The organism is Bradyrhizobium sp. 23 (assembly GCF_023073295.1).
Lineage (GTDB): Bacteria > Pseudomonadota > Alphaproteobacteria > Rhizobiales > Xanthobacteraceae > Bradyrhizobium > Bradyrhizobium canariense_D.
In genome coordinates, this window is sequence record NZ_JADPJF010000073.1 from 5014 (window position 1) to 24067 (window position 19054).

Annotated in this window: 20 protein-coding genes; 9 read left to right on the forward strand and 11 right to left on the reverse strand. The window is 60.8% G+C overall.

The window, feature by feature from the left end; genetic code table 11:
- Positions 1–261: 261 nt before the first annotated feature.
- Positions 262–438 carry a hypothetical protein gene (locus IVB32_RS19830; protein WP_247410979.1) on the forward strand — a complete coding sequence of 59 codons (177 nt, stop codon included), beginning with the start codon at positions 262–264 and terminating at the stop codon, positions 436–438.
- Positions 439–618: 180 nt separating this feature from the next.
- On the opposite strand, the gene IVB32_RS19835 is transcribed toward IVB32_RS19830, so the two are convergent.
- The 3 genes from IVB32_RS19835 to IVB32_RS19840 form a co-directional block, all read right to left on the reverse strand.
- Complete coding sequence (locus IVB32_RS19835; protein WP_247372077.1) at positions 619–831, reverse strand: hypothetical protein; 213 nt, start codon at positions 829–831, stop codon at positions 619–621.
- Positions 832–1061: 230 nt separating this feature from the next.
- Complete coding sequence (locus IVB32_RS42780) at positions 1062–1196, reverse strand: hypothetical protein (RefSeq protein ID WP_007595432.1); 135 nt, start codon at positions 1194–1196, stop codon at positions 1062–1064.
- Between the two features lie 431 nt (positions 1197–1627).
- Positions 1628–1873 (reverse strand): PilZ domain-containing protein, encoded by a 246-nt coding sequence (locus IVB32_RS19840; RefSeq protein WP_018459961.1) that lies wholly within the window; start codon positions 1871–1873, stop codon positions 1628–1630.
- A 513-nt stretch (positions 1874–2386) separates the two neighbouring features.
- Here IVB32_RS19840 and IVB32_RS19845 point away from each other — a divergent pair.
- Positions 2387–2560: a hypothetical protein gene (locus IVB32_RS19845; RefSeq protein WP_166517574.1), complete on the forward strand. Its 174-nt coding sequence runs from the start codon at positions 2387–2389 to the stop codon at positions 2558–2560.
- Positions 2561–2716: 156 nt separating this feature from the next.
- Here the strand turns inward: IVB32_RS19845 and IVB32_RS19850 are convergent, their stop codons facing one another.
- A complete protein-coding gene (locus tag IVB32_RS19850; RefSeq protein ID WP_085349983.1) occupies positions 2717–2956 on the reverse strand; it encodes a hypothetical protein in 240 nt (79 codons plus the stop codon).
- A gap of 239 nt (positions 2957–3195) precedes the next feature.
- On the opposite strand from IVB32_RS19850, the gene IVB32_RS19855 reads away from it, so the two are divergent.
- Both IVB32_RS19855 and IVB32_RS43045 read left to right on the forward strand, forming a co-directional pair.
- The gene (locus tag IVB32_RS19855; RefSeq protein ID WP_247368001.1) at positions 3196–3465 is read left to right on the forward strand and encodes a hypothetical protein; all 270 of its coding nucleotides are present in this window, start codon (positions 3196–3198) and stop codon (positions 3463–3465) included.
- Between the two features lie 272 nt (positions 3466–3737).
- Positions 3738–3923, forward strand: coding sequence for a hypothetical protein (locus IVB32_RS43045; RefSeq protein WP_007595448.1), 186 nt, complete (start codon positions 3738–3740; stop codon positions 3921–3923).
- Between the two features lie 318 nt (positions 3924–4241).
- On the opposite strand, the gene IVB32_RS43050 is transcribed toward IVB32_RS43045, so the two are convergent.
- On the reverse strand, positions 4242–4802 hold the full coding sequence (locus tag IVB32_RS43050) for a hypothetical protein (RefSeq protein ID WP_345947072.1): 561 nt from the start codon (positions 4800–4802) through the stop codon (positions 4242–4244).
- 1901 nt (positions 4803–6703) lie between these two features.
- Here IVB32_RS43050 and IVB32_RS19865 point away from each other — a divergent pair.
- Complete coding sequence (locus IVB32_RS19865) at positions 6704–6919, forward strand: hypothetical protein (RefSeq protein WP_007595450.1); 216 nt, start codon at positions 6704–6706, stop codon at positions 6917–6919.
- A gap of 800 nt (positions 6920–7719) precedes the next feature.
- Here the strand turns inward: IVB32_RS19865 and IVB32_RS19870 are convergent.
- From IVB32_RS19870 to IVB32_RS19880, 3 genes are all read right to left on the reverse strand, one after another.
- Positions 7720–8067, reverse strand: coding sequence for a hypothetical protein (locus IVB32_RS19870; RefSeq protein WP_247368003.1), 348 nt, complete (start codon positions 8065–8067; stop codon positions 7720–7722).
- 100 nt (positions 8068–8167) lie between these two features.
- Positions 8168–8743 carry a hypothetical protein gene (locus IVB32_RS19875; protein WP_247363675.1) on the reverse strand — a complete coding sequence of 192 codons (576 nt, stop codon included), beginning with the start codon at positions 8741–8743 and terminating at the stop codon, positions 8168–8170.
- Entirely contained in the window at positions 8736–9395 is a 660-nt protein-coding gene (locus tag IVB32_RS19880; RefSeq protein WP_247363677.1) for a hypothetical protein, read from the reverse strand. The genes IVB32_RS19875 and IVB32_RS19880 overlap by 8 nt, the downstream gene beginning before the upstream one ends.
- 138 nt (positions 9396–9533) lie before the next feature.
- On the opposite strand from IVB32_RS19880, the gene IVB32_RS19885 reads away from it, so the two are divergent.
- The 4 genes from IVB32_RS19885 (at position 9534) to IVB32_RS19905 (ending at position 13652) form a co-directional block, all read left to right on the forward strand.
- On the forward strand, positions 9534–9701 hold the full coding sequence (locus tag IVB32_RS19885; RefSeq protein ID WP_247363679.1) for a hypothetical protein: 168 nt from the start codon (positions 9534–9536) through the stop codon (positions 9699–9701).
- A gap of 1652 nt (positions 9702–11353) precedes the next feature.
- Positions 11354–12163, forward strand: coding sequence for a YqaJ viral recombinase family protein (locus IVB32_RS19895; RefSeq protein WP_018458885.1), 810 nt, complete (start codon positions 11354–11356; stop codon positions 12161–12163).
- A gap of 71 nt (positions 12164–12234) precedes the next feature.
- Positions 12235–12462: a hypothetical protein gene (locus IVB32_RS19900; protein WP_018458884.1), complete on the forward strand. Its 228-nt coding sequence runs from the start codon at positions 12235–12237 to the stop codon at positions 12460–12462.
- A gap of 17 nt (positions 12463–12479) precedes the next feature.
- Positions 12480–13652, forward strand: a complete 1173-nt coding sequence (locus tag IVB32_RS19905; protein WP_247368007.1) for an ERF family protein — start codon at positions 12480–12482, stop codon at positions 13650–13652.
- Positions 13653–14483: 831 nt separating this feature from the next.
- Here IVB32_RS19905 and IVB32_RS19910 read toward each other — a convergent pair.
- The 3 genes from IVB32_RS19910 to IVB32_RS19920 all read right to left on the reverse strand — a co-directional run.
- Positions 14484–15845, reverse strand: a complete 1362-nt coding sequence (locus IVB32_RS19910) for an HlyD family type I secretion periplasmic adaptor subunit (RefSeq protein ID WP_247368009.1) — start codon at positions 15843–15845, stop codon at positions 14484–14486.
- Between the two features lie 18 nt (positions 15846–15863).
- Positions 15864–17687, reverse strand: coding sequence for a type I secretion system permease/ATPase (locus IVB32_RS19915; RefSeq protein ID WP_247410985.1), 1824 nt, complete (start codon positions 17685–17687; stop codon positions 15864–15866).
- Positions 17688–17699: 12 nt separating this feature from the next.
- On the reverse strand, positions 17700–19054 hold a 1355-nt coding region (locus IVB32_RS19920; RefSeq protein ID WP_247410987.1), incomplete at its 5' end, for a hypothetical protein.

Here is a 19054-nt window from a genome sequence, read left to right on the forward strand (position 1 = left end):
CCATAAGCGCGCTGTTCCGCGTCGTCAACCGCCATGTCGGCAACTTCGCACCGATGCCGGGGTGTTTCCGAACCATTCGGATCGGGGCTTTTCGGAGGGTGCGAGATCCTCACGATTGCGGGTGGGCATGCCGCCTAGCACGGGCGGGCCGCCCTTACGTCTCAAACGGAACTCGATGAGCGGGCCGAGATTTTGGCTTTTTCCATTGAACCTTTAATCGAACTGTCGGACGAACCTTCAATCGGAAACCGGAGGTTTCCCATGAAGCGTCTGATCTCATCTGCAATCGCCGCCGTTGCCCTCCTCATTGTTGCAACCACTATGCTGTGGTCTTACACACCTTCGGCTGAGCGCCATGTCACCCGTACAGCCATGGGTCATTGCAAGAATTACCACAGCCTGGCCGGGACAAAAGCGTCCGAACTATTGCCTTACTAAGCGCCAGTAAAATGCGTCGAGACGATGTGACCTGTAGCAGGTGGCTGGATGCCACGCCGACATGAGAGTAGGCGAAGGCGCTGCAATGGCCCGTTGCCGGATGATGTGCTCAAGATCATTATGCGCGGGACCGAGAAAGAAGCTAATCGGGCGGCTTGAACCGCGAACTGCTTTGGCAGCTTAGCTCGCCACCGCGCCATCCAACCGCGCCAGCCCAGCCTCGATCACGGCGATATCCTCCTCGATCTGCTGGACGGTCGTCCCGAAATCAAAACCTGTACGTGCCTTTAGGTCCACGGCCAGTTTCCGACGCTGCATGCGGAGATCATCCAGAGCCCTCCGATTGTTCAAGCGAACGTAACCGTCCACAATCAGCTCGATTGCGTTTGGCATCCCACCCCCTGTCGTGATCGACCGGCGCCGAACCGCTTACACACTTCAAAACGGCATCTCTTCGCAAATTGTGTGCAGCAGCCCAAGCCGACCTGACGCCAGGAGAGCAAGGGGCTGCACAGTTTAATGGAAAGACCGGCTCCCAATGTCGCGATTGCGCGTTGTTCATCCCTTTCGAGATCGCCCCATGAGATGCCGTCCATGACGGGTCTCCGTCGCAAAAGAACTATTTAAAATCCAAACGCGCGACCGATCTGCCGCAGCATAGCCATGGCCGCGTCGGTGTACCGACCGTGGGTCAGGTATTGATCCACTTGCGCTGTACTGATCAGCGCAACAACGAAGACCGTGAAGCCCTTAAGCATTGGGGCGTCTCCTGAAAGAGACCGCCAACCGGGCGTGTCGAATAGACTGTTCTCAGAATGCGCTGCCGCATAATGCGACTGTATGTAAATGGTGACAGTGACCGGTAACCAATCCCTTAACCGGCGTTAGGTGCGCGCGCCAAGGGACGAGGCGAAGGCGCTGCAAGAGCCGTTGCTCATGTGCTCAAGGTCGTGATGCGAGAGTTAGGAAAGGAAGATTAGCCGCTGCACAGAGGCGCGCGGTTCCTCGATAGCGCAAACAAGAAGCGGCGAGTGTTAGTCCCCACAAAATGGAAGTCACTTCTTCATGGCGTCTGCTGCATCGGGGGACCACGAACGGATTTCCGGTCTATTGTTTGACATCGCCCATCCATGCCAGCAAAAGAACCGCGAGTTCCATTGTAGGGCAGAGCTAACTGACTCTTCTCCGCCTAAAGATCCTCGAACGAGACCCCGATAAGATTTCCACTCAACCAGACTAGGCGGCAACTTCGGATGATGCGATCTTTCTCGAGCATTAGTTTGAATGTGGAGGCCACGTGCCGCTTCGACGGAAGCTCAACTGCTGCCCCTTCTTCCGACATGTTGACCACGCGGCAGCGTAAGCTGGCGCCGTCGCCTGAAATGTAGGCGACCTCGTCCACATCGATGCGCTCCAGCTTTCGACGTTCTATCATTTCATTATAGCCGCAACCAGATCATCTTCGCCCGATGTGCACCTTGTCTCTAGCAGCTTAAATTGTCGCGCGATCTGTGTTGCTAGGTCTGATCGTTCCTTAGCAAGAGCTTTTCTTTGCTCAAGCATGTCGTGTCCGTCACGCTCGAGCACCTGGATCAAGGTGGTTTGACTTTCGATATAAAGCTGCTTGGTTGCGATTGCTCGAGCGATAGCCGCTAGTTCATCATTGCAATCCGAAGTCATTAGCAATCTCATGGCTGGCCTGTCGGCGAGTAAAGCTACATCCTACCTGGCCTTACCTGCGAAAACGTTACACTTGTCCCAGCAGCCCGGCGCCTTCTTTTCCAACGGATTAGTCTGAAGGCGCACACGCGACACATTCTCCCGTTTGTGCGGCGCCAAACGGATTTGCCGCCTTGTCCGTACTCTTACGGACGTTGCGCATCCGCAAGCTTTGACGTCTACTTCTGATTGTTTTTATGACGATCTTTGTTTCCCGACGAGAGGGCCCATGAGCGTTAAAGCCATGATGGCGATGATCCTCCAGGACCAACTGGCCTTGCGAGGCGTGCATTCGCTGAAGGCGTCTGACTACGACCAGATCGTAGAACTTCTGATTGAGCAGCTCAGAGAGCTGGAGCTGAGCTTGGCTGTGCGAGAGATTACCGACAAGCCCCGGGAATAGCAGCAGCACCCGATTTTTTAAGGGAGGACGAAGACGAATGCGGAGATTATTGTTCAGACACCGGTGCCCAAAGCTGACAACCGCTCCTGGCTGATCCGATAGAACAGTGGCGGATACCCGGCCAATCGGGTCCAGAGCCACGCGTTGGTGCGGCCTTCAGTCAGATTTTGTCCGTGCAGCAATCTCTTTGACCTTTATCAACGTTCGTTCGAATTCGGATTTGAGATATTGCTCGTGCGCCAGGTCTGTTGGCGTCAGCAGAAATGCGACTTTCACGAAAAAGCGGTTCAACAGCGAAGTAATTAAAAGATTGTCCGAGTGTTTCGACCGGAGCGCCGTAAGTCGGCGACGCATCTCGATGAGATCAAGCGTTTCGTGGTCCGGCTGCTCTCTCAAGTGAAGCTCGCGCGACTATCCAGCGTCGAAGTCGCTGCACCGACTATAATAGTGCGGCGACTTCGCTGGGGTGGAGCGGACAAGGACAATGTCCGTGTGCGCAAACCTAGTCCTCTAGCGCGCGGCCGCAATCGCGGTCTGGAATTAAGCTTGATGTTCGTGTTGCAAGTTAATTCTGGAACTGAGCAGGGCGAACGATCGGAGGTGTTGAATTTCGGATGCACTGCCCGGGCTGTTCAATGTTGAGCGCAACGTGGACACTTCCCATCTGCTGCTTTGCCGAGCTGTCATGCGAATTCTTGTCTGAGGTCTTGCGTCTCCCAACGTGCACCATCGCTCCTGACGATCTTCTTGGCGCGTTCGAAGGCGTGGCTTTCGGCTGCATCGTCGCCGACGCGGACATCCTAAAGACGTTGGCCGCCTTCCGGCTCGGCCCCAGGGCGATCATCGGCGGCTCGTGCGTGACGCCCTTCGTCTCTCATCTGAGAGGCAAGCCGGCAATTGATTAGCTAATCCGGTGAGGGTCCTTGCGACACTCTTCAACAAAATTGCTCGTTCGGTGTTGAAATAGCGGATGACTTAGCAACGGCCTGTATTCAATCGCGAGTTCTTGACGTCGGGCAGCAACATACAACCAACGACCGGTCTGTCCGGTAGCGGGCACACCCACCTGACTGGAGGCCGGCTCGCGGCCTTGTAAATAATAAAAGGAACTTAATTTGTTTAATTGATTTAAATTTCGTTCGGCTTAATATCCGCACGCCACCAACCGGAGTCAAGCATGCCAAGCGCCACAGAAGACGAGGATCGCCGCGAGTTCTTAAAGACCTGCGGTAGGTTTGCCGTCGTGACGCCTCCAGCGATGACGCTCCTGCTATCAACATCGCTGACGTCTAACGCCATTGCGCGGTCTGGCGGGGGCAGCTCGCATGAGCACCACCACCACCACCACCATCATGACGACTAAGGCAGTGGCATTTCGATAGGCGGTGCCTTGGGCAACGCCGTAGGCGATCATGCCGGCCTTACGCCGTCGCCGGCATGGAGTGGGCGGCCCTGGGGCGCTCCTGAAGCCCCCCTGCGCTCCAGGGCGCTTTCCACAGGCGCACGACCCCGATCCGGGCGAACATCACCGGCGCGCCTCGCTCCGCGACCAGTAGCAGCACTTTCATTCTGGCCGATCGCCGACCGGCATCCCACCTCGCTTGTTGGGCGCGAATCGGCGAACTGTATAGGCAGGCATAGGCGTGCAACAGGCTGGGGGGCCGCTGGCGCGATGGAACAGTCACGCTACCCACTGGTGAGAAGGTGGACGCCGGAAGATCATCAGCGGCTGATCGCTATGGCCATGGCCGCCGCAGGAAATCGACCCGACGACATTGCTCGCGCGCTGGGGCATGGACAGAACCGGCTGTGCGAGGTCGCGCGCATCTCCACAACATCCCCTTGCGATTGGTGACGCAAAAGCGGAAGTGAACCGGAGTTGAGGTGGCCTCATTCTCGCGTAGGGGGGGACCTGATTGAGGAGCTGCGAGATCGCCGTGACAAGTTGGGCCGGGGCAAATGGCTTCTGCAACAGGATGCTGTTCGGGACGCCCTGGGACGCCCAATGGTCGGCCGCAGCGCCGGGCATGTAGATCACGGGAAACGTCGGCTCTCGTTCTCGAACCTGTCTGGCCAAGTCCCAGCCGCTGAGCGAGCCCATAAGGTTCACGTCCGCAACAAGCGCCCGATACTCTTTCATTCCGCTCTTAAAGAGAGTCAGAGCTATCGGTTTAATCGGCGAATGCATCGGCCCATCGCACCCGATGTCACCCGGGCCGAGGCCGAGCATTAAATCGGGCAAGTCCACACTCCCCAACGCCGGTTTGACCAAAGCAAGGCCACACGATGAAAACCGGAGGGCGGACTTTCGGCGACAGCGCACAGGGCTCCAATCCGTCGAGGCTCTTCGGGAAAGACGGACGGCGGCGCATCGCCCGGAAATCCGACGGAGCTGGCCCTCGCGGTTCGCGGGCCCATTCAAAGCGGTCGTAGTCCCACCGACTGCACGCTTCTCCCCAAGCCCGCCACCAAGGCATCTCGACCCCTCTCAACGACCTGACTTTGGTGGTTACAACCCTGGCGCTGCACGCCACGAACTCCGCCGCGCGCATCGAGCAGATGCCTGACAGCGGATTCATCTTCGTTGCGGCGAATTCTTTTCCTTGTCGCGATCGTAAACCGCTTTGAGGCCGCGGCTTCGGCCTGTCTGACCCGCTCTCGTAACTCGATGAGCTGACGGCACGGGCTTCCAGCGGGCGCGATAGGAGAACTGCGCGGCTGGTGCACGATAGTTCGAACTTCCATACGACGAATATCGAATCATGGAAATCGAACCCGTTTTCAGGCAACCCCCGCTAACTGGTGGTTCGGGAAAAAATGCCCGATCGACGCGACGATATTCCCTCTCGGCAAGTTGGCAACGAATGTCACTCGTTAGGCTTGATGCTATCGAGATGGAACTGCTGACCAGAAATTGATCTGCACGTGAGGCCGGCTGCAAAACGAACACGCGAGATCGAACCGCTCCGAATACTGACCACGCCAAACCACGAACATAATACCGCAAATATTCGTTTCGAGTTGCGGCCACTTCTGTTTGAGCTGTGGAGAATAGTGAAAACCAGAAGAAATAAGAGCGCAGCTCGCATTTAATCCGACGCAGTGAGTCGGAGTCCCTGAAGTGCCGGACATTTGGTTTCCACTTCTCGCGACCGCCATCGTCGGAACACTCCTTTTCCTGGCGTTCCGACGATAGCCCGCCGTGTGGCAATGAATCCTCAGCGGCCGCTGAAATCGCGGTTCCCTACGGGATGCCTTTGACTGTGCATAAACAGGAAGGTTCACTTCCAAGACAGGAGGTGGACGTGAGTACCTGGTTGCTCGTTTTTCTAGTTATTTTGAGCGTGGGCATTTTAATCGCACACGCTATCGACGCGATGCGATCCTGAATCGCTGGACGTCACTTGCCATTTGATTGGATTTTCGTGAAGAAGACCAAAATCGCGCACTTGTCTAATCGTAAGCGCTGCTCCGCCCGAAATAGACCGGCTAAGGGCTGAGGCTTCCCGCATCGCTCGTCAACGCGCGCAGTCGCGGCGGCCCAAGCACAACCCGAAATGCCGGGGCCGTAGACGGCGCTGGTGGTATTTTGTGCGATCGCGAGATCCAAGGCCCGGCCTTGCCTGCGGGCGGCAGTCGCCTGGAAGCCGTCGATTTTGCGAATTCGAAAACCGTGAGGCCCGAGCGGCAGGTCAGCAGCAATATCTTGCTTGCCGCTCGCAGCAATCGACGCGCGGCGATTCCCGGAGGGAAAGCATACAGCGAATGTGCGAAAGCGAACAGACCTGATGGGTCAATTTGACTAGTCTCGCGGTGGTCCCAATTGCGGGCCACGTCTTTTGTGGCAGTACCATAGAGGGGCGTGCAATGGACGCTCGTGCGCGACTGGATGGTTGGCAATTCGCTCTGCACCAACATTATGAGGCACTCGCGTCTTAAGTATCCGAACTTGAGACCCTTAGAGACCGAGTAGCTAAGGCCGAGCGCAGAATCGTCGGTGCGACACGCGAAACTAGAGCTGGGAAGGCGGTTTATGAGGGCAGCGCGGTCGGCCCGGCCAGCAACGCGATTATCTGATCAGCGTAACAGTCCGGGCTTTCAAGACTGACTTAGCTTCTACCCGCCCCAGCCGGGGGCCGGACTGTGGACATTCGTGATTACCAACCGCAATTTGAGCAGATGTCCCTCGATGAGTTGTGGGCTCTCTACACCGACGTCGATCAGATTCTCGCCGCGAGGATCGTTGCCAAAAAGCAAGAACTCGACAGGCGACTCCAACAACTCCATCAAACTAATGGACCGGGCGGTTCATCAGAGCTCAATGTCCGCGCATCATCGTCGGGTCGCGACCGGCTCTGACAAGGGCGTCGCGCTTGCCGCACACTCCAAGGCGAACGAGGCTCCACACAGGTGATCGGGCCATCAATCAATGTCCGCCGGCGGTCGCTTCAGCTTGTGGCTGCACCTGTCGTCCTTGGCAACAGACCCAGAGACCGCAGCCCAGAACCAGCTGATGTCCATAACCCGGAGCAATGAAAATGCAACACCATAGCATCGCCGACGTCAGCTGCGTCATTCTTCAATGCCTGGATGCATATCAAGCCGCTGACGTTGAACCACTCGTGTTGAAGTGTTTCCCGGATATCGACCGGCACACGCTTTGGCAAGCATACAACTTAGCCTTGGTGGCATACACGTCAGGCACAGGCCTTCACCACCAACAAAAGGAAGCAGCAGCCGCTGCGATAAGTGAATTTGGAAAATGCACGGGTTGATCGATCGTCTTAATAAATTCCGTTCGGAGACCAAGCTCGACACGTCGATCGACGCTAACACCGGCGCGATTGTTGGCACACCCGAGGCGACCGGCGGCCGCTCAAAGCGTTGGGGTCTGAGCGCGTCAACTTGCGGAGCTAAGTTGAATCGCTTCAACAAAATTGGGTTCGTTCTGCACATTCCGAGTCTCCCTTCATCTCGCGGGCGGAGCCGCGCGCGAACATTCCAGTCCCAGTGCGCCATCTCCGCTCGGGCTCGCCTTGGGCTCAAAGCGGTGCTTGAGCAGCTCACGGGTGTGGTCGGCTGCTTGTGCAAGCCGGCTAGGCGGTCCCCACAGCTTTCCGCCTCCTTGGCGCGCCGCAGCAGCCTTGAACCGAGCGCGGCTATGTGCCTGCGCCAGAGAGGCAAAGTCGGACCAACTTATCCCGCCTTGCCTGCGAGCGACGAAGATACCGCTCGACCATCTTGAGGTCGTGGAACGTACGGAGGCCCGCGCCCGGTCGCAATGGTCGCCACGGCACTAGGGCCAGATCGCAGTCAGGCACAGTTCCGTACAATTCCGTCAGAAGCGCGCCAGCCACCGCGCGCGCCGCGGTGACATCGAGTTCGGCCTGCGCGATCGATCGCGCTTGCATCAGGTCGATCTGGCCGGGCATTGAGGCGATGATCGCGCGGGCGAGTTGATCGATGCGCTCGAGCCGATCAGAGCCGAACTGCGCTTGCGCGGCCAAACCATGGCGACGGGCATTTCGGCTCGCCCGCGACTTTCCAGCCGCGGATGCTGGGCCGGTGCTTCGTTTCGCGTTGGCGCGATTGGCGGCGCGTTGCCGGTCAGTGGTCATTGCTGGGCGGCTCCCGCAAACGCAACACGTCGGATGCAACAGCGTCCCGGTCCGGCTGCGCCGGCCGTTGCCCTTGCGTCTGCATGCGGCGGTAGAACGCAAGCCCCGCGAGTGCCCTGTCGCGCCGCGCGACCTTTGACGATTGTAACTGCTCGAGCACGAGCAATGTCGACAATGAATCGAGTACCGCCTCTGCCTCCAGGCAGAATTCGTTTAAGCCGGCCTCCTTGAGGACGGCTGCCACTTCGGCCCTTGCTTTCAGATCGCCACGTGACCAGCGCTCCACGAGAGCCACACGGTCGGCGTCGTTCACAGGGTGATGTTCTGCAAGGAAATTGTAGAGTGCCTGACGCTGGCGCGCCGCGATGACGTGAGAGGTGGCGCGCCGCAAGATTGTAGTCTGCCGATCGCTGTGCGCCAAATCCTCGGCGTACATTTCCTCGATCCGGTCGCGCGGCTTGAGGGCGGCCTTGACCTGACGATCATTCCCCTCGGCTTCATCGCCCCAGGCGCCCGGAAGCGCTCCTCCGTTGATCGAATCTGCACCGCGCGCGGGTCTAGACATCTTTGCCCTCCAACAGGGCAGCCAACAATTGATTGCATAGTCGCGAAGGCTCCTTTTCATGGAAGCTCTTGCGCTCCTGCAAGGAGAGGCCCCGCTTGGCGGCCTTCAGTCGTGTCAATCGATCAAGCGCCCGATCGAGCATCGCATCGCATTGACGTTCGTATTCCAGCTCGCGCGCCAGCACGTCCTCGGTGAGAAACTCAGCGGCCATCATCATCCGGACCTCCTCGCAAGGCGGCGCCAGTGCCGGCAGAAACTTCTTCTCGACTTCCCGGCGTAGAGCCTTGATCCATGCTTTGGTCGTCCTGAACTTATATCTCGGGCAATGTTCGCTGAGGTGACCCGTCACATGGCTGCGCAGGGACGCGAGCGCTATCTCCACCTCATGCGCTTCATGCGCGCGGTTCAGCATCTCCAGGAATACCTGCAGCCCCTGAGATTCGTCATACGCCGCATGCCTGGGGTCGAGCCGCGCGGAGTTCATGCGGGTTTTGAGCAGTCGCTGGTAGCTGTGCTTGCGCCAGACCCACTTGGTTATCGTTAGCACGCAGTCTTCTTCGTCCGCCCCGCAGGGCATGTGCTCGTTGGTCAACCGCATCAGCAGAAGCGCAAACTCAAGCGGATCTTCGCCGTCCAGAAACAAGAAATCCATTTACCTTTCTCCCCACTGATCAACATCGCTGAACTGACACAACTGGCGTCTCACCAGGCGCGGAGACGGGCTGCGACAGATGCGCAACGCCGCGCCGGTCCACGGCTGGATCAAACGGTTCGCCAACGATGGCCGCGAATGATGTCCGACGGCGGATCGATCAACGTCGTCGACCCACCTCGCCTGGATTCCATCATCGGTGTGAGGGTGCACAATCAAGGCCGCCGCGCGGCGGCCGTCGAAGGGCCGTTGCGAAACCCGCCGTGCGCGGCCGTGCCGAACAATATGGGAGCAATTGAGCTTTGATCGCGCGGTCATTTCCTTGCCTCTCGTAGAGAGAGAACTCGTCCGACCGAACGTCGGACGAGTTGTTTCCCGGAAACTCCCGTGGGAAAAAATGAGCCAATCCAAATCAAGCGGTCTTGGCTTCACCGAAAAGGTGACACGCCAGAAGTTAAAGCAGACCTAACGAGCGCCGACAGGGTCCGCGGCTGCGTTCTACTTTTCAACACCTATATGCGGCAGGGAGCATCCACACGGCAGCCCCTGCAAGTCCGAGACGGCGCGAACGCAAAGTTTGAACGGCGATACGATTGAAATGCTTGATTTCGCGCACCAAAATTGGGTTCGTTTTCGCATTTGAATTCCGGATGCGATTTCTGATGCTCCGAGCCTGCCGCTGCTCAAGCTGCGAGCTTCATGCGCGAACTACGACACCATGACGCTTCGCCTCGATCCTTAGTTTTCGAGTTCGCTGATTTCGTAGCCACACGCCCGGTCCGCCGCCGTTTTCGATGAACTCGACCCGGGCGAACTTGAGCGCTTGCCGAAGGGGCTGCTCGTTCACTGAAGTGACCGAAATTTCCCCATCAAGGGACTGCTCGCCGGATGGTCTTGCGGGGCTGTCAGACTAAGGCCGCCGCAATTTCCGTATCGATGAAGTCATCGCCTTTGAAGAGCAGGGGCTCACGTGGTCGTTGCCAACGCGTAAGCAAAGCAGTCGCCGAAATTCAGCTTGGCGGGATGTCCGCTGCCCTTGCCAAAATCACGGTAGCCTCACGCGCAATTCGTGCCTGAGGTTCAGTAACCGGCTCGATGGCAATCCGTGCTTCCTTAAGCAGATCATGGAAGCGCCGGCTGGCGATCGGATCGCGGCTTCCATCGATCACGAGTGCCGCTTCCAACGAAGTTGGCGGCCGACATGCAGCGCGGCGAATGGCTCTCGATCGCAAGTGCGGAGGCTTCCGCTTCGGGTTCGTCACGCAGGATGGCGACCAGCGCGGAGGTATCGATGATCATCGGGGCAGTCCACGATTATCGTAAAGGAGTTCGCTGTGATTGGCCGAGCGATAAGGTTCTTTCAAGCGCTTGGCACGGTCTGACCGATCTGCAGACGTCGGTCCGATAGCCGGGCGTCCTGCTCGCGGTGGACGCGCTCAAGGCGCTTGGGGAACGGCGGTCGTGACCGCGGCAGCCATGGGTTCACCGGTGCGCTGCGCGAGCTCTGCAGCCAGACGGGTTTTGATGTTCAAGCCCTTTGGTACCTTCTACCATGTAAGTCATGCCATTCTACCCGACCGCGCGCAGCGACCGCACACCTAAATTCCAGGGCGTGGTCTGCGGGCTATTGGCGCGGTCTTTCCTCGGCTGCTTTCCGGAGGCGAACGCCGGGACCTCCTCCATTCGAGTCGATGAACTCGACGCCGGCCGACTCTAGGGCTCGGCGGATTGCCTGATCATTCGCCGCTGTCAACGAAGTATCTCCGTCGCTTACTTCCGCGCGGCGAATAGTATTGGCGCCAAGCGCCGAAGCCTCCGCAAGCTCAGCCGCGCTCCACCTCACCAATGCTCTACCGGCCCTGATCTGAGCGCTAGAAAGCTTGCTTTTCATGTTGACTTTTAGCCTAAATGGGTTATATTTGCCCATATGGAGCGATTCGTGTAGGGAGCGATCTTGAATGAAATCCACCAGCTGGACAAAGCGTTTCGAAGACCGCCGCTCGTTCATCGGCGGGTCCGATGCTCGGATCATTATGGGCAACGACGCAGGCGCACTGCTCCGGCTCTGGCAGGAAAAGCGCGGCGAGGTCGAACCTATCGACCTGTCGGGCGATCTCATCGTCCAGCTCGGCACCGCGACCGAGCCCCTCAATCGCGCCTGGTACGAGCGCCAAACCGGCCGCGCCATCGAGCACGTTCAGCGGCGGGTATTCCACCACGTGCACAAGTGGATGGCCGCGACCCTGGATGGGCGGGTGCACCAAACCGGCGCGGTGTTCGAGGCCAAGTTCATGCTGCCCTGGAATTTCTCTGAGGAAGCGGCGGCCGACAAGCACATGGCGCAGCTCCAGCACAACATGTGGGTGGTCGCCGCCCGCGCCGCGGTGCTCTCGATCATCACCGGCGGCGGCAAGTGGCTGGAAATCGAGCTCCATGCCGATCCCCTGTACCAGCATCTGCTGCTCACCGCGGAGAAGAAGTTCTGGCGCTGCGTGCAAAATGGCGAGGCGCCGCAGCTGTTCGGCATCGAGCCGCCCCGGCCGCGGCTAGCGGCGGTGCGGGTGGTCGACATGACCGGCTCGAACGTCTGGGCGGAACTGGCCGCGCTCTATCGCCAAACCCGCGCCGCGGCGCTGGACCACGAACGGGCGAAAACCGAGCTCAAGGCACTGGTGCCGGAAGACGCCAAGGAGGCGAGCGGCCATGGCTTGCGGGCCAAGCGCTCCAAGTCCGGCGCGATCAGCTTCGAAGTGGTCGACGCCGCGTAAGCAGCCGGCCAGATCAACCGCGGGCCGCGGCTTGGCGCGGCGCCAGCTCCCCGCCTTCAGAGAGTCTGTCGATGCAGCCGCGCTTTGACTTTATCCATCTCGACCCCTCCTCGGATCCTCCGGAGCCGTATCAGGAAGCGTTCGAACTGCTCGGGGAGTTGTGGGCCAAACTCCACGGCTTTGAAGCGTCCTGCGCCCAAGACCACGTGCTGCTCGGCCTGGTCCGTCACCTAGAGCAGCAGCTGGTCGTCGCCGGAGTCGTCTTGGCGGTCCAGCTGGACGTCCTGAACAACCGATGATTTCAGCGGAGACGGCGATGCAGCGATGCAGCGAGACCATCAGCCAGATCGCCGGCGCGCTCGCCAAGGCGCAGGCCGAGCTGGACAACCCGGAGAAATCATTGACTGCCACGATCGCATCACCCTTCCCGCGCGAAGAGAGCCGCACCTTCCGCTACGCCTCGCTCGCCAGCGGTCTTGAGATCGTGCGCAAGTGCCTCACCAAGTACGGGATCGCGACCGTGCAAGCGACCGCGATTGATTCCGACACCGGCCTCATCAGGCTCACCACCACCCTACTCCACAGCTCGGGCGAATGGATCGCCTCCGACTGGCCGGTGTGCCCGGTCACTGAGACCGCCACCCCGCACCGGATGGGCGCCGCCCTGACCTATGCCCGGCGCTACGCGCTGTTCACGCTGGTCGGCATTGCCGGCGAGGACGATCTGGATGCGCCGGATCTGCTGGCTGGCCCGCCGCTCGCGTCGCTGACCGGACCCGTGGCAAAGCCGAGGCCGGTCAAAGGCGTTGTGAACCAGCCGCTGCGCGATGCGCAAGCATCGGCCGAGCTCCGGAACCGCCTGCTTGGCGAGCTGGGGTCACTCCCGAGCGGGGATGACCTCCTGAACTGGGCCAAGACCAGCCTGCCGCTCAAGAACACCCTCTTGGAGCGAGACGCTCGCGCAATTGAAGCCGCCTATCAGACGCGGCTCGAGGCGGCCGTCCCTTGCGAGATCAGCATCGCGCCGGACGAGCTTGCGCTCGGAGACCCGGTGCGGGCGGAACGATCTGTTGAGGTTGGCGCCGAGCGAGTTGGCGCGGCCGACGGCCAATCCAACCCCGAGCCAAGCATCGGGCTGGCCTTCCCCAAGGAAGCCTCTCGCAAGCGCAACAAGGCGCACCTCGCATTCGTGCGCGACCAGCCCTGTCTCATCTGCAAGCAGACGCCCTGCGATGCCCACCATCTCAAGTTCGCGCAACCACGAGCGCTCGGCCGCAAGGTCAGCGACGAGTTCACGGTGCCCTTGTGCCGCGCGCATCATCAACAGCTGCACCGCCATGGAAACGAAAGGGCATGGTGGTCGGAGGTACAGATCTCACCGCTGCCCCTTGCAAAGGAGCTTTGGGCAGCGAGCCCAGTCCATGAGCGTGCGACAGCGTCCGCCATACCACCTCCGCCGGCCTCAGGTCCGGGGACCACTGCACGATGACTCGGCCGCAATGTGGGGTCAGCGAAGCGAATGGCGCGAAGGATGGGGACTTAACCGCCGAGCGATCTTTTTGTGTCCTGCCATGGGTCGCGCGGCTGAACCTTACAGCCCAAAACCCCGGCCAATCTCCCGCATCAGTCTGAACGCGGCGTCAGTATGGCGGCCATAGAAGAGCGCGCGATCAAGCTGAGAAAAGATGCCCATTCCGAATAGCGCGATAGCAATGCCTCTAAGCATGGTTGTCGACCGGGTTGAACGATGCTGTTAAAATTCAAAACGGCCCCAGCCGCAGGATGGGGCCAACAGCGGGGGCCGGCATTCCCATTCCAATGTGCCGGATCGGCGGTAATCGGCACGGTCCCAGCTGGCCACATGAAAGCTAACGAATAGTTTCGCAACTCCCAAGCCGATCATGGCGCCTCCATTGGTTCGTGCTCCCTCGTTTCGCGGGTGCCAAGCCGACCAAGCAAGCAAAATCACCGTTCGGGAGCACGCCATGTGTTTGAGCGTTGTCGTCGCCGGCCAACGGCTCGACGCTGGCCCCGAAACGACGGCACGCGGACCGCAAATGCCATTGCGGCCGCTAGGGTAGCTAACTCTCGCGATCATGGCGCGCCGATACCGCACGGAAGCGACGCTGTATGTCGCGCATTCGCTGTTCAGGACCTTAGGCCGAAACGAGCAGGATCGAGTTCGGGGCTATCCTGCCGCCATGAAAAACGAACGCGAGAAGGGCTGAGCGAAGCAGCGCCGTTTTATCAAGCCTCAGACCGAAAGGCTTGAGCTCACCGTACACGCGAGTGCTCAGCATTGAGGTCCAAACCGCTCGCTTCAGGTTTCGCGGAACGCGCGGGAGAGGCTGTCGAGGACAGGCTTCATGATGTACTCGAAAAACGTACGTTCTCCGGTCTTGATGTAAATGTCCGCGGGCATCCCGGGCGTCGGGATGAATTCAGGCATTTGCCTGAGAATATCGTCCTGGTCCAGGCGCACCCGAACAACATAGAATTCCCCACGCGTGTCGCCGTCGCGACGGGTTTCGGCCTTCCCCTGCACTTGCTCCGCCAAGGCGTCCGCTGACACGTAGATGACGCTCGCCCCGACCATGGGCGTGATGCGCTGGTTGAGCGCCGACAGCCGCACCAGCGCCTCCTGGCCTACGCTCACATGCGAAATGTCCTTGGGGTTCACATGTGCCTCGATGATGCGCTCGTCGCCAATCGGTAGGAGCTCAAGGATCACGGCACCAGGAGAGACCACGCCGCCCGGTGTATGGAAGTTGTTCTTCACCACAATACCTCGAACCGGCGACCGGACATCGACCCGATCGACCACATCCTGAGCGGCGCGAATCTGCTCCTCTCCGTCGTCCAGCTCGGCCTCGGTCTCGCGCAACTCCTTGATCGCCTCCCGAAGCGCCGTCGTGTGGAGCTGCGCTATTCGTTCGTTCGCCTGGGCGATCCGCTCCTTCGAATCGGCGATGCGGCCGAGATATTCGCCTAGCTCACCCCCGAGACCCGCCTCTGAGCGTCGCAACGCAAGCACATCCGACTTGCGGACCAACTGCTGGCCAAGAAGGGAATTCTTGTCCTTCAGCTCTTCGACGAACAAGGAAATTCGCTCTTTGGTGGACTGAACTTGCGCCTGATATCCGCGGATGCTTTCCTCCAGCCCAGCGATTTGCTTTAGGAGTACGCTTTCGTCGGTCACCAGACTTGCCCGGCGGGCCTGAAGCTCGGCACGTTGCCGCTCAAGAATCGCTTTGATTTCTGGATCACGTGCGTTCTCGCTGAATGCGGCCGGGGTTTCGATTGCGTCAGAAGAGCTCATTTCAGCTTCCAGACGCGCCTTCATGGCGAGCAGTCGATACTTCTTCAAAACCAGCCGTTTCAGCTTGGCGTTGGCAGCGGTATCGTCCATGCGAACCAGGACCTGGTTGGCCTCGACGGCATCCCCGTCCTTGACCGCAATCTCGCGGATGATGCCGCCCTCGAAGTGCTGGACAAGCTTGTTCTGGCCGGTAGCCACGAACGTGCCGGAGGCGACGACGGCACTGTTGAGGGGAGCGACCGCGGCCCAAACGCCGAAACACCCGAGCCAAACAACCAGGATGGCGAGGCCGGTGAAGATGGGCCATTTGGCGCTCAGCGGAACACCGCGGTACCACTCGATGTCGTCCTTTACCGCTCTCATGCTGTCCTCCCGCGCTGGTCACCCGTCCGAGGATTCGATGCGTTGCGGCTGCTCCGGCTCATCACCGCCGGCCCTGGCGGGGGACCGAACCAGGCGATGCAACACCTCGCTCGGAGAGCCGAATGCTTCCGCGCGTCCGGCCCGCAGTATCAGCACTTTGTCCACACTGTTCAGTAGCGCCGGGCGCAGGGTTACGACCACGGCGGTGACCCCCCGCCTCTTGGCGCGCTGCAGGGTCTCGGTCAGAGCCTGCTCGCCCGCTGCGTCGAGATTCGAGTTGGGCTCGTCGAGCACGACAAGGGACGGATTACCGAAGAAGGCCCGGGCGAGCGCGATGCGCTGCTTCTGTCCTCCCGAGAGCGGCCCGCCACTGCGGTCGAGCACGGTCTCGTATCCTTGCTTCAACTGGCAGACCATGTCGTGAATGCCCGACAATATCGCCGCCTCGTAGATGCTCTCGTCCGGCAAGTCATCGCGCATGCGGCAGATGTTCTGCTTGATGGTGCCGGGAAATAGCTCGACCTCCTGGGGCAGGTAACCGCTATATTCCCCGAACTGGCGGCGATCCCAGTTGCGCAGCTCCGTTCCGTCCAGCCTGACCTTGCCGGCGGTCGGCACCAGACAACCCACCAGAATGCGCGCGAGCGTCGACTTGCCCGATCCCGACGGTCCGACAATGGCCAAAGACTCTCCGGGCGCGAGCTCGAGCGACACACCATTGAGCACCGGCTCCTTTGAGCCGGGCGGCAGATACAAGACCCGATCAACGCTCAGGCGCCCTTGTGGTCTGGGCAAGCGCAGCTTGGGCGCCTCGCGCTGGAATGACTCGACCGCCTGCTTGACGCGGGCATAGGCCGATCGCGCCTGCACGCAGCTGCGCCATCCCTCGATCAAACCCTCGAGCGGCTGCAGGGCGCGGCCGGCAATGATCGAAGCCGCGATCATCATGCCCCCGGTGATCTCGGCGTGCAGGGCCAGATAGGCCCCGGTGCCGAGGATCGTGATCTGGGCCACGAGGCGGACGAATTTCGACGCACCGCTGATCCAGAAATTCCGGTCAAGGGCCTGGCTCTGCACCGTCAGCGCCGGCGCCTGCCGGCGCCCCCAGTGGAGAATGCTTTCGCTGAGCATTCCCATCGCATTGATCACCTGCGAATTTCGCGCCAGCGACTCCGCCGCCGCATCGGCCTCGGCGGCATGCAGGCCAGCCTCGCTCAGACGCTCCGAGGTCGCTTTCTGGTTGATCAGCGCAATAAGTGCCAGGACCAAACCCGATACGACTGCGATCCAGCCCAGATCTCGGTGAACGAGGAATATGACTGCGAAGTAGAGGGGCGAGAGGGGCGCGTCCATCAGTAAAAGCATGATAGGGCTCGAGATGAAGCCCCGCACCTGGTGAAGGCTGCGGATCGCCTGGATGGTTCCTCCCTCGCCGGCCCTGGCGTTGTTGATGCTGCTCGCCAGCACTGCGCCGCCCAGCACCGCTTCCATCTTGGTCGCAAGACGCCCCAGCACCTGCCGACGCAGAATGTCCACGATCGAGAGGACACCGATGAACGTCAGCGCGAGAGCCGAGAGCATCAGCAGTGTCTCGAGACTACGGCTCGTCAGCACGCGATCGGATATTTGAAAGAGGTAGATCGGCAACGTGAGCATCAGCAGATTCACAACGACCGAAAATGCTGCGACCGCTACGAGGTTGGTGCGCGCGACCGAACGCCAGGCGGCCAGCGCGTTGACAGGTCCGACATAGTCGCGGGCCTCGCCGCCGGGTGCGACGCGATGTTGAGCTCCGGAATGATGGTTGCGCGGCGGATCGTCCAGTGTCTCGACAGCTGCCATGTTTGCCTCCCACTAGAGGATGGCATCATGAGTTCCAACATGATCGATCGGAGTATTATCCACGATGTCGGGAGGCGGCGGCGCGGGTTTTTGGACGTCGGCAGCCAGCGGCGCCGAAACGTCTTGCGCCGATGCGGTGTCCGCCTGCGACACGGCAGTCTGGGAGGGCGCGATCTCGCTGCTGAGCGTGACGCCATAGTCTGTATACTGGGTTCCGTTGAACAGCGAATCTGCCGGCGGCGGTGGCGCATCGTTCAACGCGATCACATCGCCCGCGACGGCGGTCGTCGCCGCGGCATTTGAGGTGTCCGTCACGACGTTCTCCGGGGCAGTGGTGGCGGATGCCGAACTCTCGATCGGTGCGTCAGCGGTGGTGGCGAGCGCAAGAAGCGTGTCGGCCGATCCAGGAGTTTGAGCGCTGCTGGTGTCCGGCACGGCCGGCGCCACCGGTTCGTTCGCGGGGGTGCTGAGCGAGTCTCCGGTGCTGGTGAGCACCGGCTCGGTCGTGTCAGCGACCGGCGCCGCACTCGCGAAGGCATCGCCAGCCACGCTGCCCGTGTCGGCCGGTTGCGACGCGTCGCTCGGCGCATCGGTCAGCGCGGTTGTGGTGAGCACCGGCTCGCTCGTGTCCGCGACCGGCGCCGCACTGGCCAAGGCATCGCCAACCGCACCGCCCGTGTCGGCCGCTTGCGACACGTCGCTCGGCGCATCGGTCGGAGCCGCAGCTGTTGTGGTGAGCACCGGCTCGCTCGTGTCCGCGACCGGCGCCGCACTCGCCAAGGCATCGCCAGCCACGCTGCCCGTGTCGGCCGGTTGCGACGCGTCGCTCGGCGCATCGGTCAGAGCCGCAGCTGTGGTGAGCACCGGCTCGCTCGTGTCCGCGACCGGCGCCGCACTGGCCAAAGCATCGCCAGCCACGCTGCCCGTGTCCGCCGGTTGCGACACGTCGCTCGGCGCATCGGTCAGCGCGGCAGCCGTTGTGGTGAGCACCGGCTCGCTGATGTCCGCGACCGGTGCCGCACTCGCCAAAGCATCGCCAGCCACGCTGCCCGTGTCGGCCGATTGCGACGCGTCGCTGGTCGCATCGGTCGCAGCCGCAGCCGTTGTGGTGAGCGCGGGCTCGCTCGTGTCTAGGACCGGCGCGGCACCCGCAAGACCATCGCCAGCCACGGTCCCAGTGTCGGCCGGATGCGACACGTCGCTGCTCGGATTGGTCAGAGCGGCAGCCGTTGCGGCGAGCACCGGCTCGCTCGTGTCAGGGACCGGCACCGTACTCGCCAGAGCATCGGCAGCCACACTACCCGTGTCGGCAGGTTGCGACAGGTCGCTCGGCGCATCCGCCAGAGCGGCAGCCGTTGTGGCGAGCG

Excerpts from the sequence above, each read along its gene's own strand:
- IVB32_RS19830 (WP_247410979.1), top strand. The coding sequence starts at position 262 with ATGAAGCGTCTGATCTCATCTGCAATCGCCGCCGTTGCCCTCCTCATT.
- IVB32_RS19835 (WP_247372077.1), bottom strand. The coding sequence starts at position 831 with ATGCCAAACGCAATCGAGCTGATTGTGGACGGTTACGTTCGCTTGAAC.
- IVB32_RS42780 (WP_007595432.1), bottom strand. The coding sequence starts at position 1,196 with ATGCTTAAGGGCTTCACGGTCTTCGTTGTTGCGCTGATCAGTACAGCG.
- IVB32_RS19840 (WP_018459961.1), bottom strand. The coding sequence starts at position 1,873 with ATGATAGAACGTCGAAAGCTGGAGCGCATCGATGTGGACGAGGTCGCC.
- IVB32_RS19845 (WP_166517574.1), top strand. The coding sequence starts at position 2,387 with ATGAGCGTTAAAGCCATGATGGCGATGATCCTCCAGGACCAACTGGCC.
- IVB32_RS19855 (WP_247368001.1), top strand. The coding sequence starts at position 3,196 with ATGTTGAGCGCAACGTGGACACTTCCCATCTGCTGCTTTGCCGAGCTG.
- IVB32_RS43045 (WP_007595448.1), top strand. The coding sequence starts at position 3,738 with ATGCCAAGCGCCACAGAAGACGAGGATCGCCGCGAGTTCTTAAAGACC.
- IVB32_RS19875 (WP_247363675.1), bottom strand. The coding sequence starts at position 8,743 with ATGTCTAGACCCGCGCGCGGTGCAGATTCGATCAACGGAGGAGCGCTT.
- IVB32_RS19880 (WP_247363677.1), bottom strand. The coding sequence starts at position 9,395 with ATGGATTTCTTGTTTCTGGACGGCGAAGATCCGCTTGAGTTTGCGCTT.
- IVB32_RS19885 (WP_247363679.1), top strand. The coding sequence starts at position 9,534 with ATGATGTCCGACGGCGGATCGATCAACGTCGTCGACCCACCTCGCCTG.
- IVB32_RS19895 (WP_018458885.1), top strand. The coding sequence starts at position 11,354 with ATGAAATCCACCAGCTGGACAAAGCGTTTCGAAGACCGCCGCTCGTTC.
- IVB32_RS19900 (WP_018458884.1), top strand. The coding sequence starts at position 12,235 with ATGCAGCCGCGCTTTGACTTTATCCATCTCGACCCCTCCTCGGATCCT.
- IVB32_RS19905 (WP_247368007.1), top strand. The coding sequence starts at position 12,480 with ATGCAGCGATGCAGCGAGACCATCAGCCAGATCGCCGGCGCGCTCGCC.
- IVB32_RS19910 (WP_247368009.1), bottom strand. The coding sequence starts at position 15,845 with ATGAGAGCGGTAAAGGACGACATCGAGTGGTACCGCGGTGTTCCGCTG.
- IVB32_RS19915 (WP_247410985.1), bottom strand. The coding sequence starts at position 17,687 with ATGGCAGCTGTCGAGACACTGGACGATCCGCCGCGCAACCATCATTCC.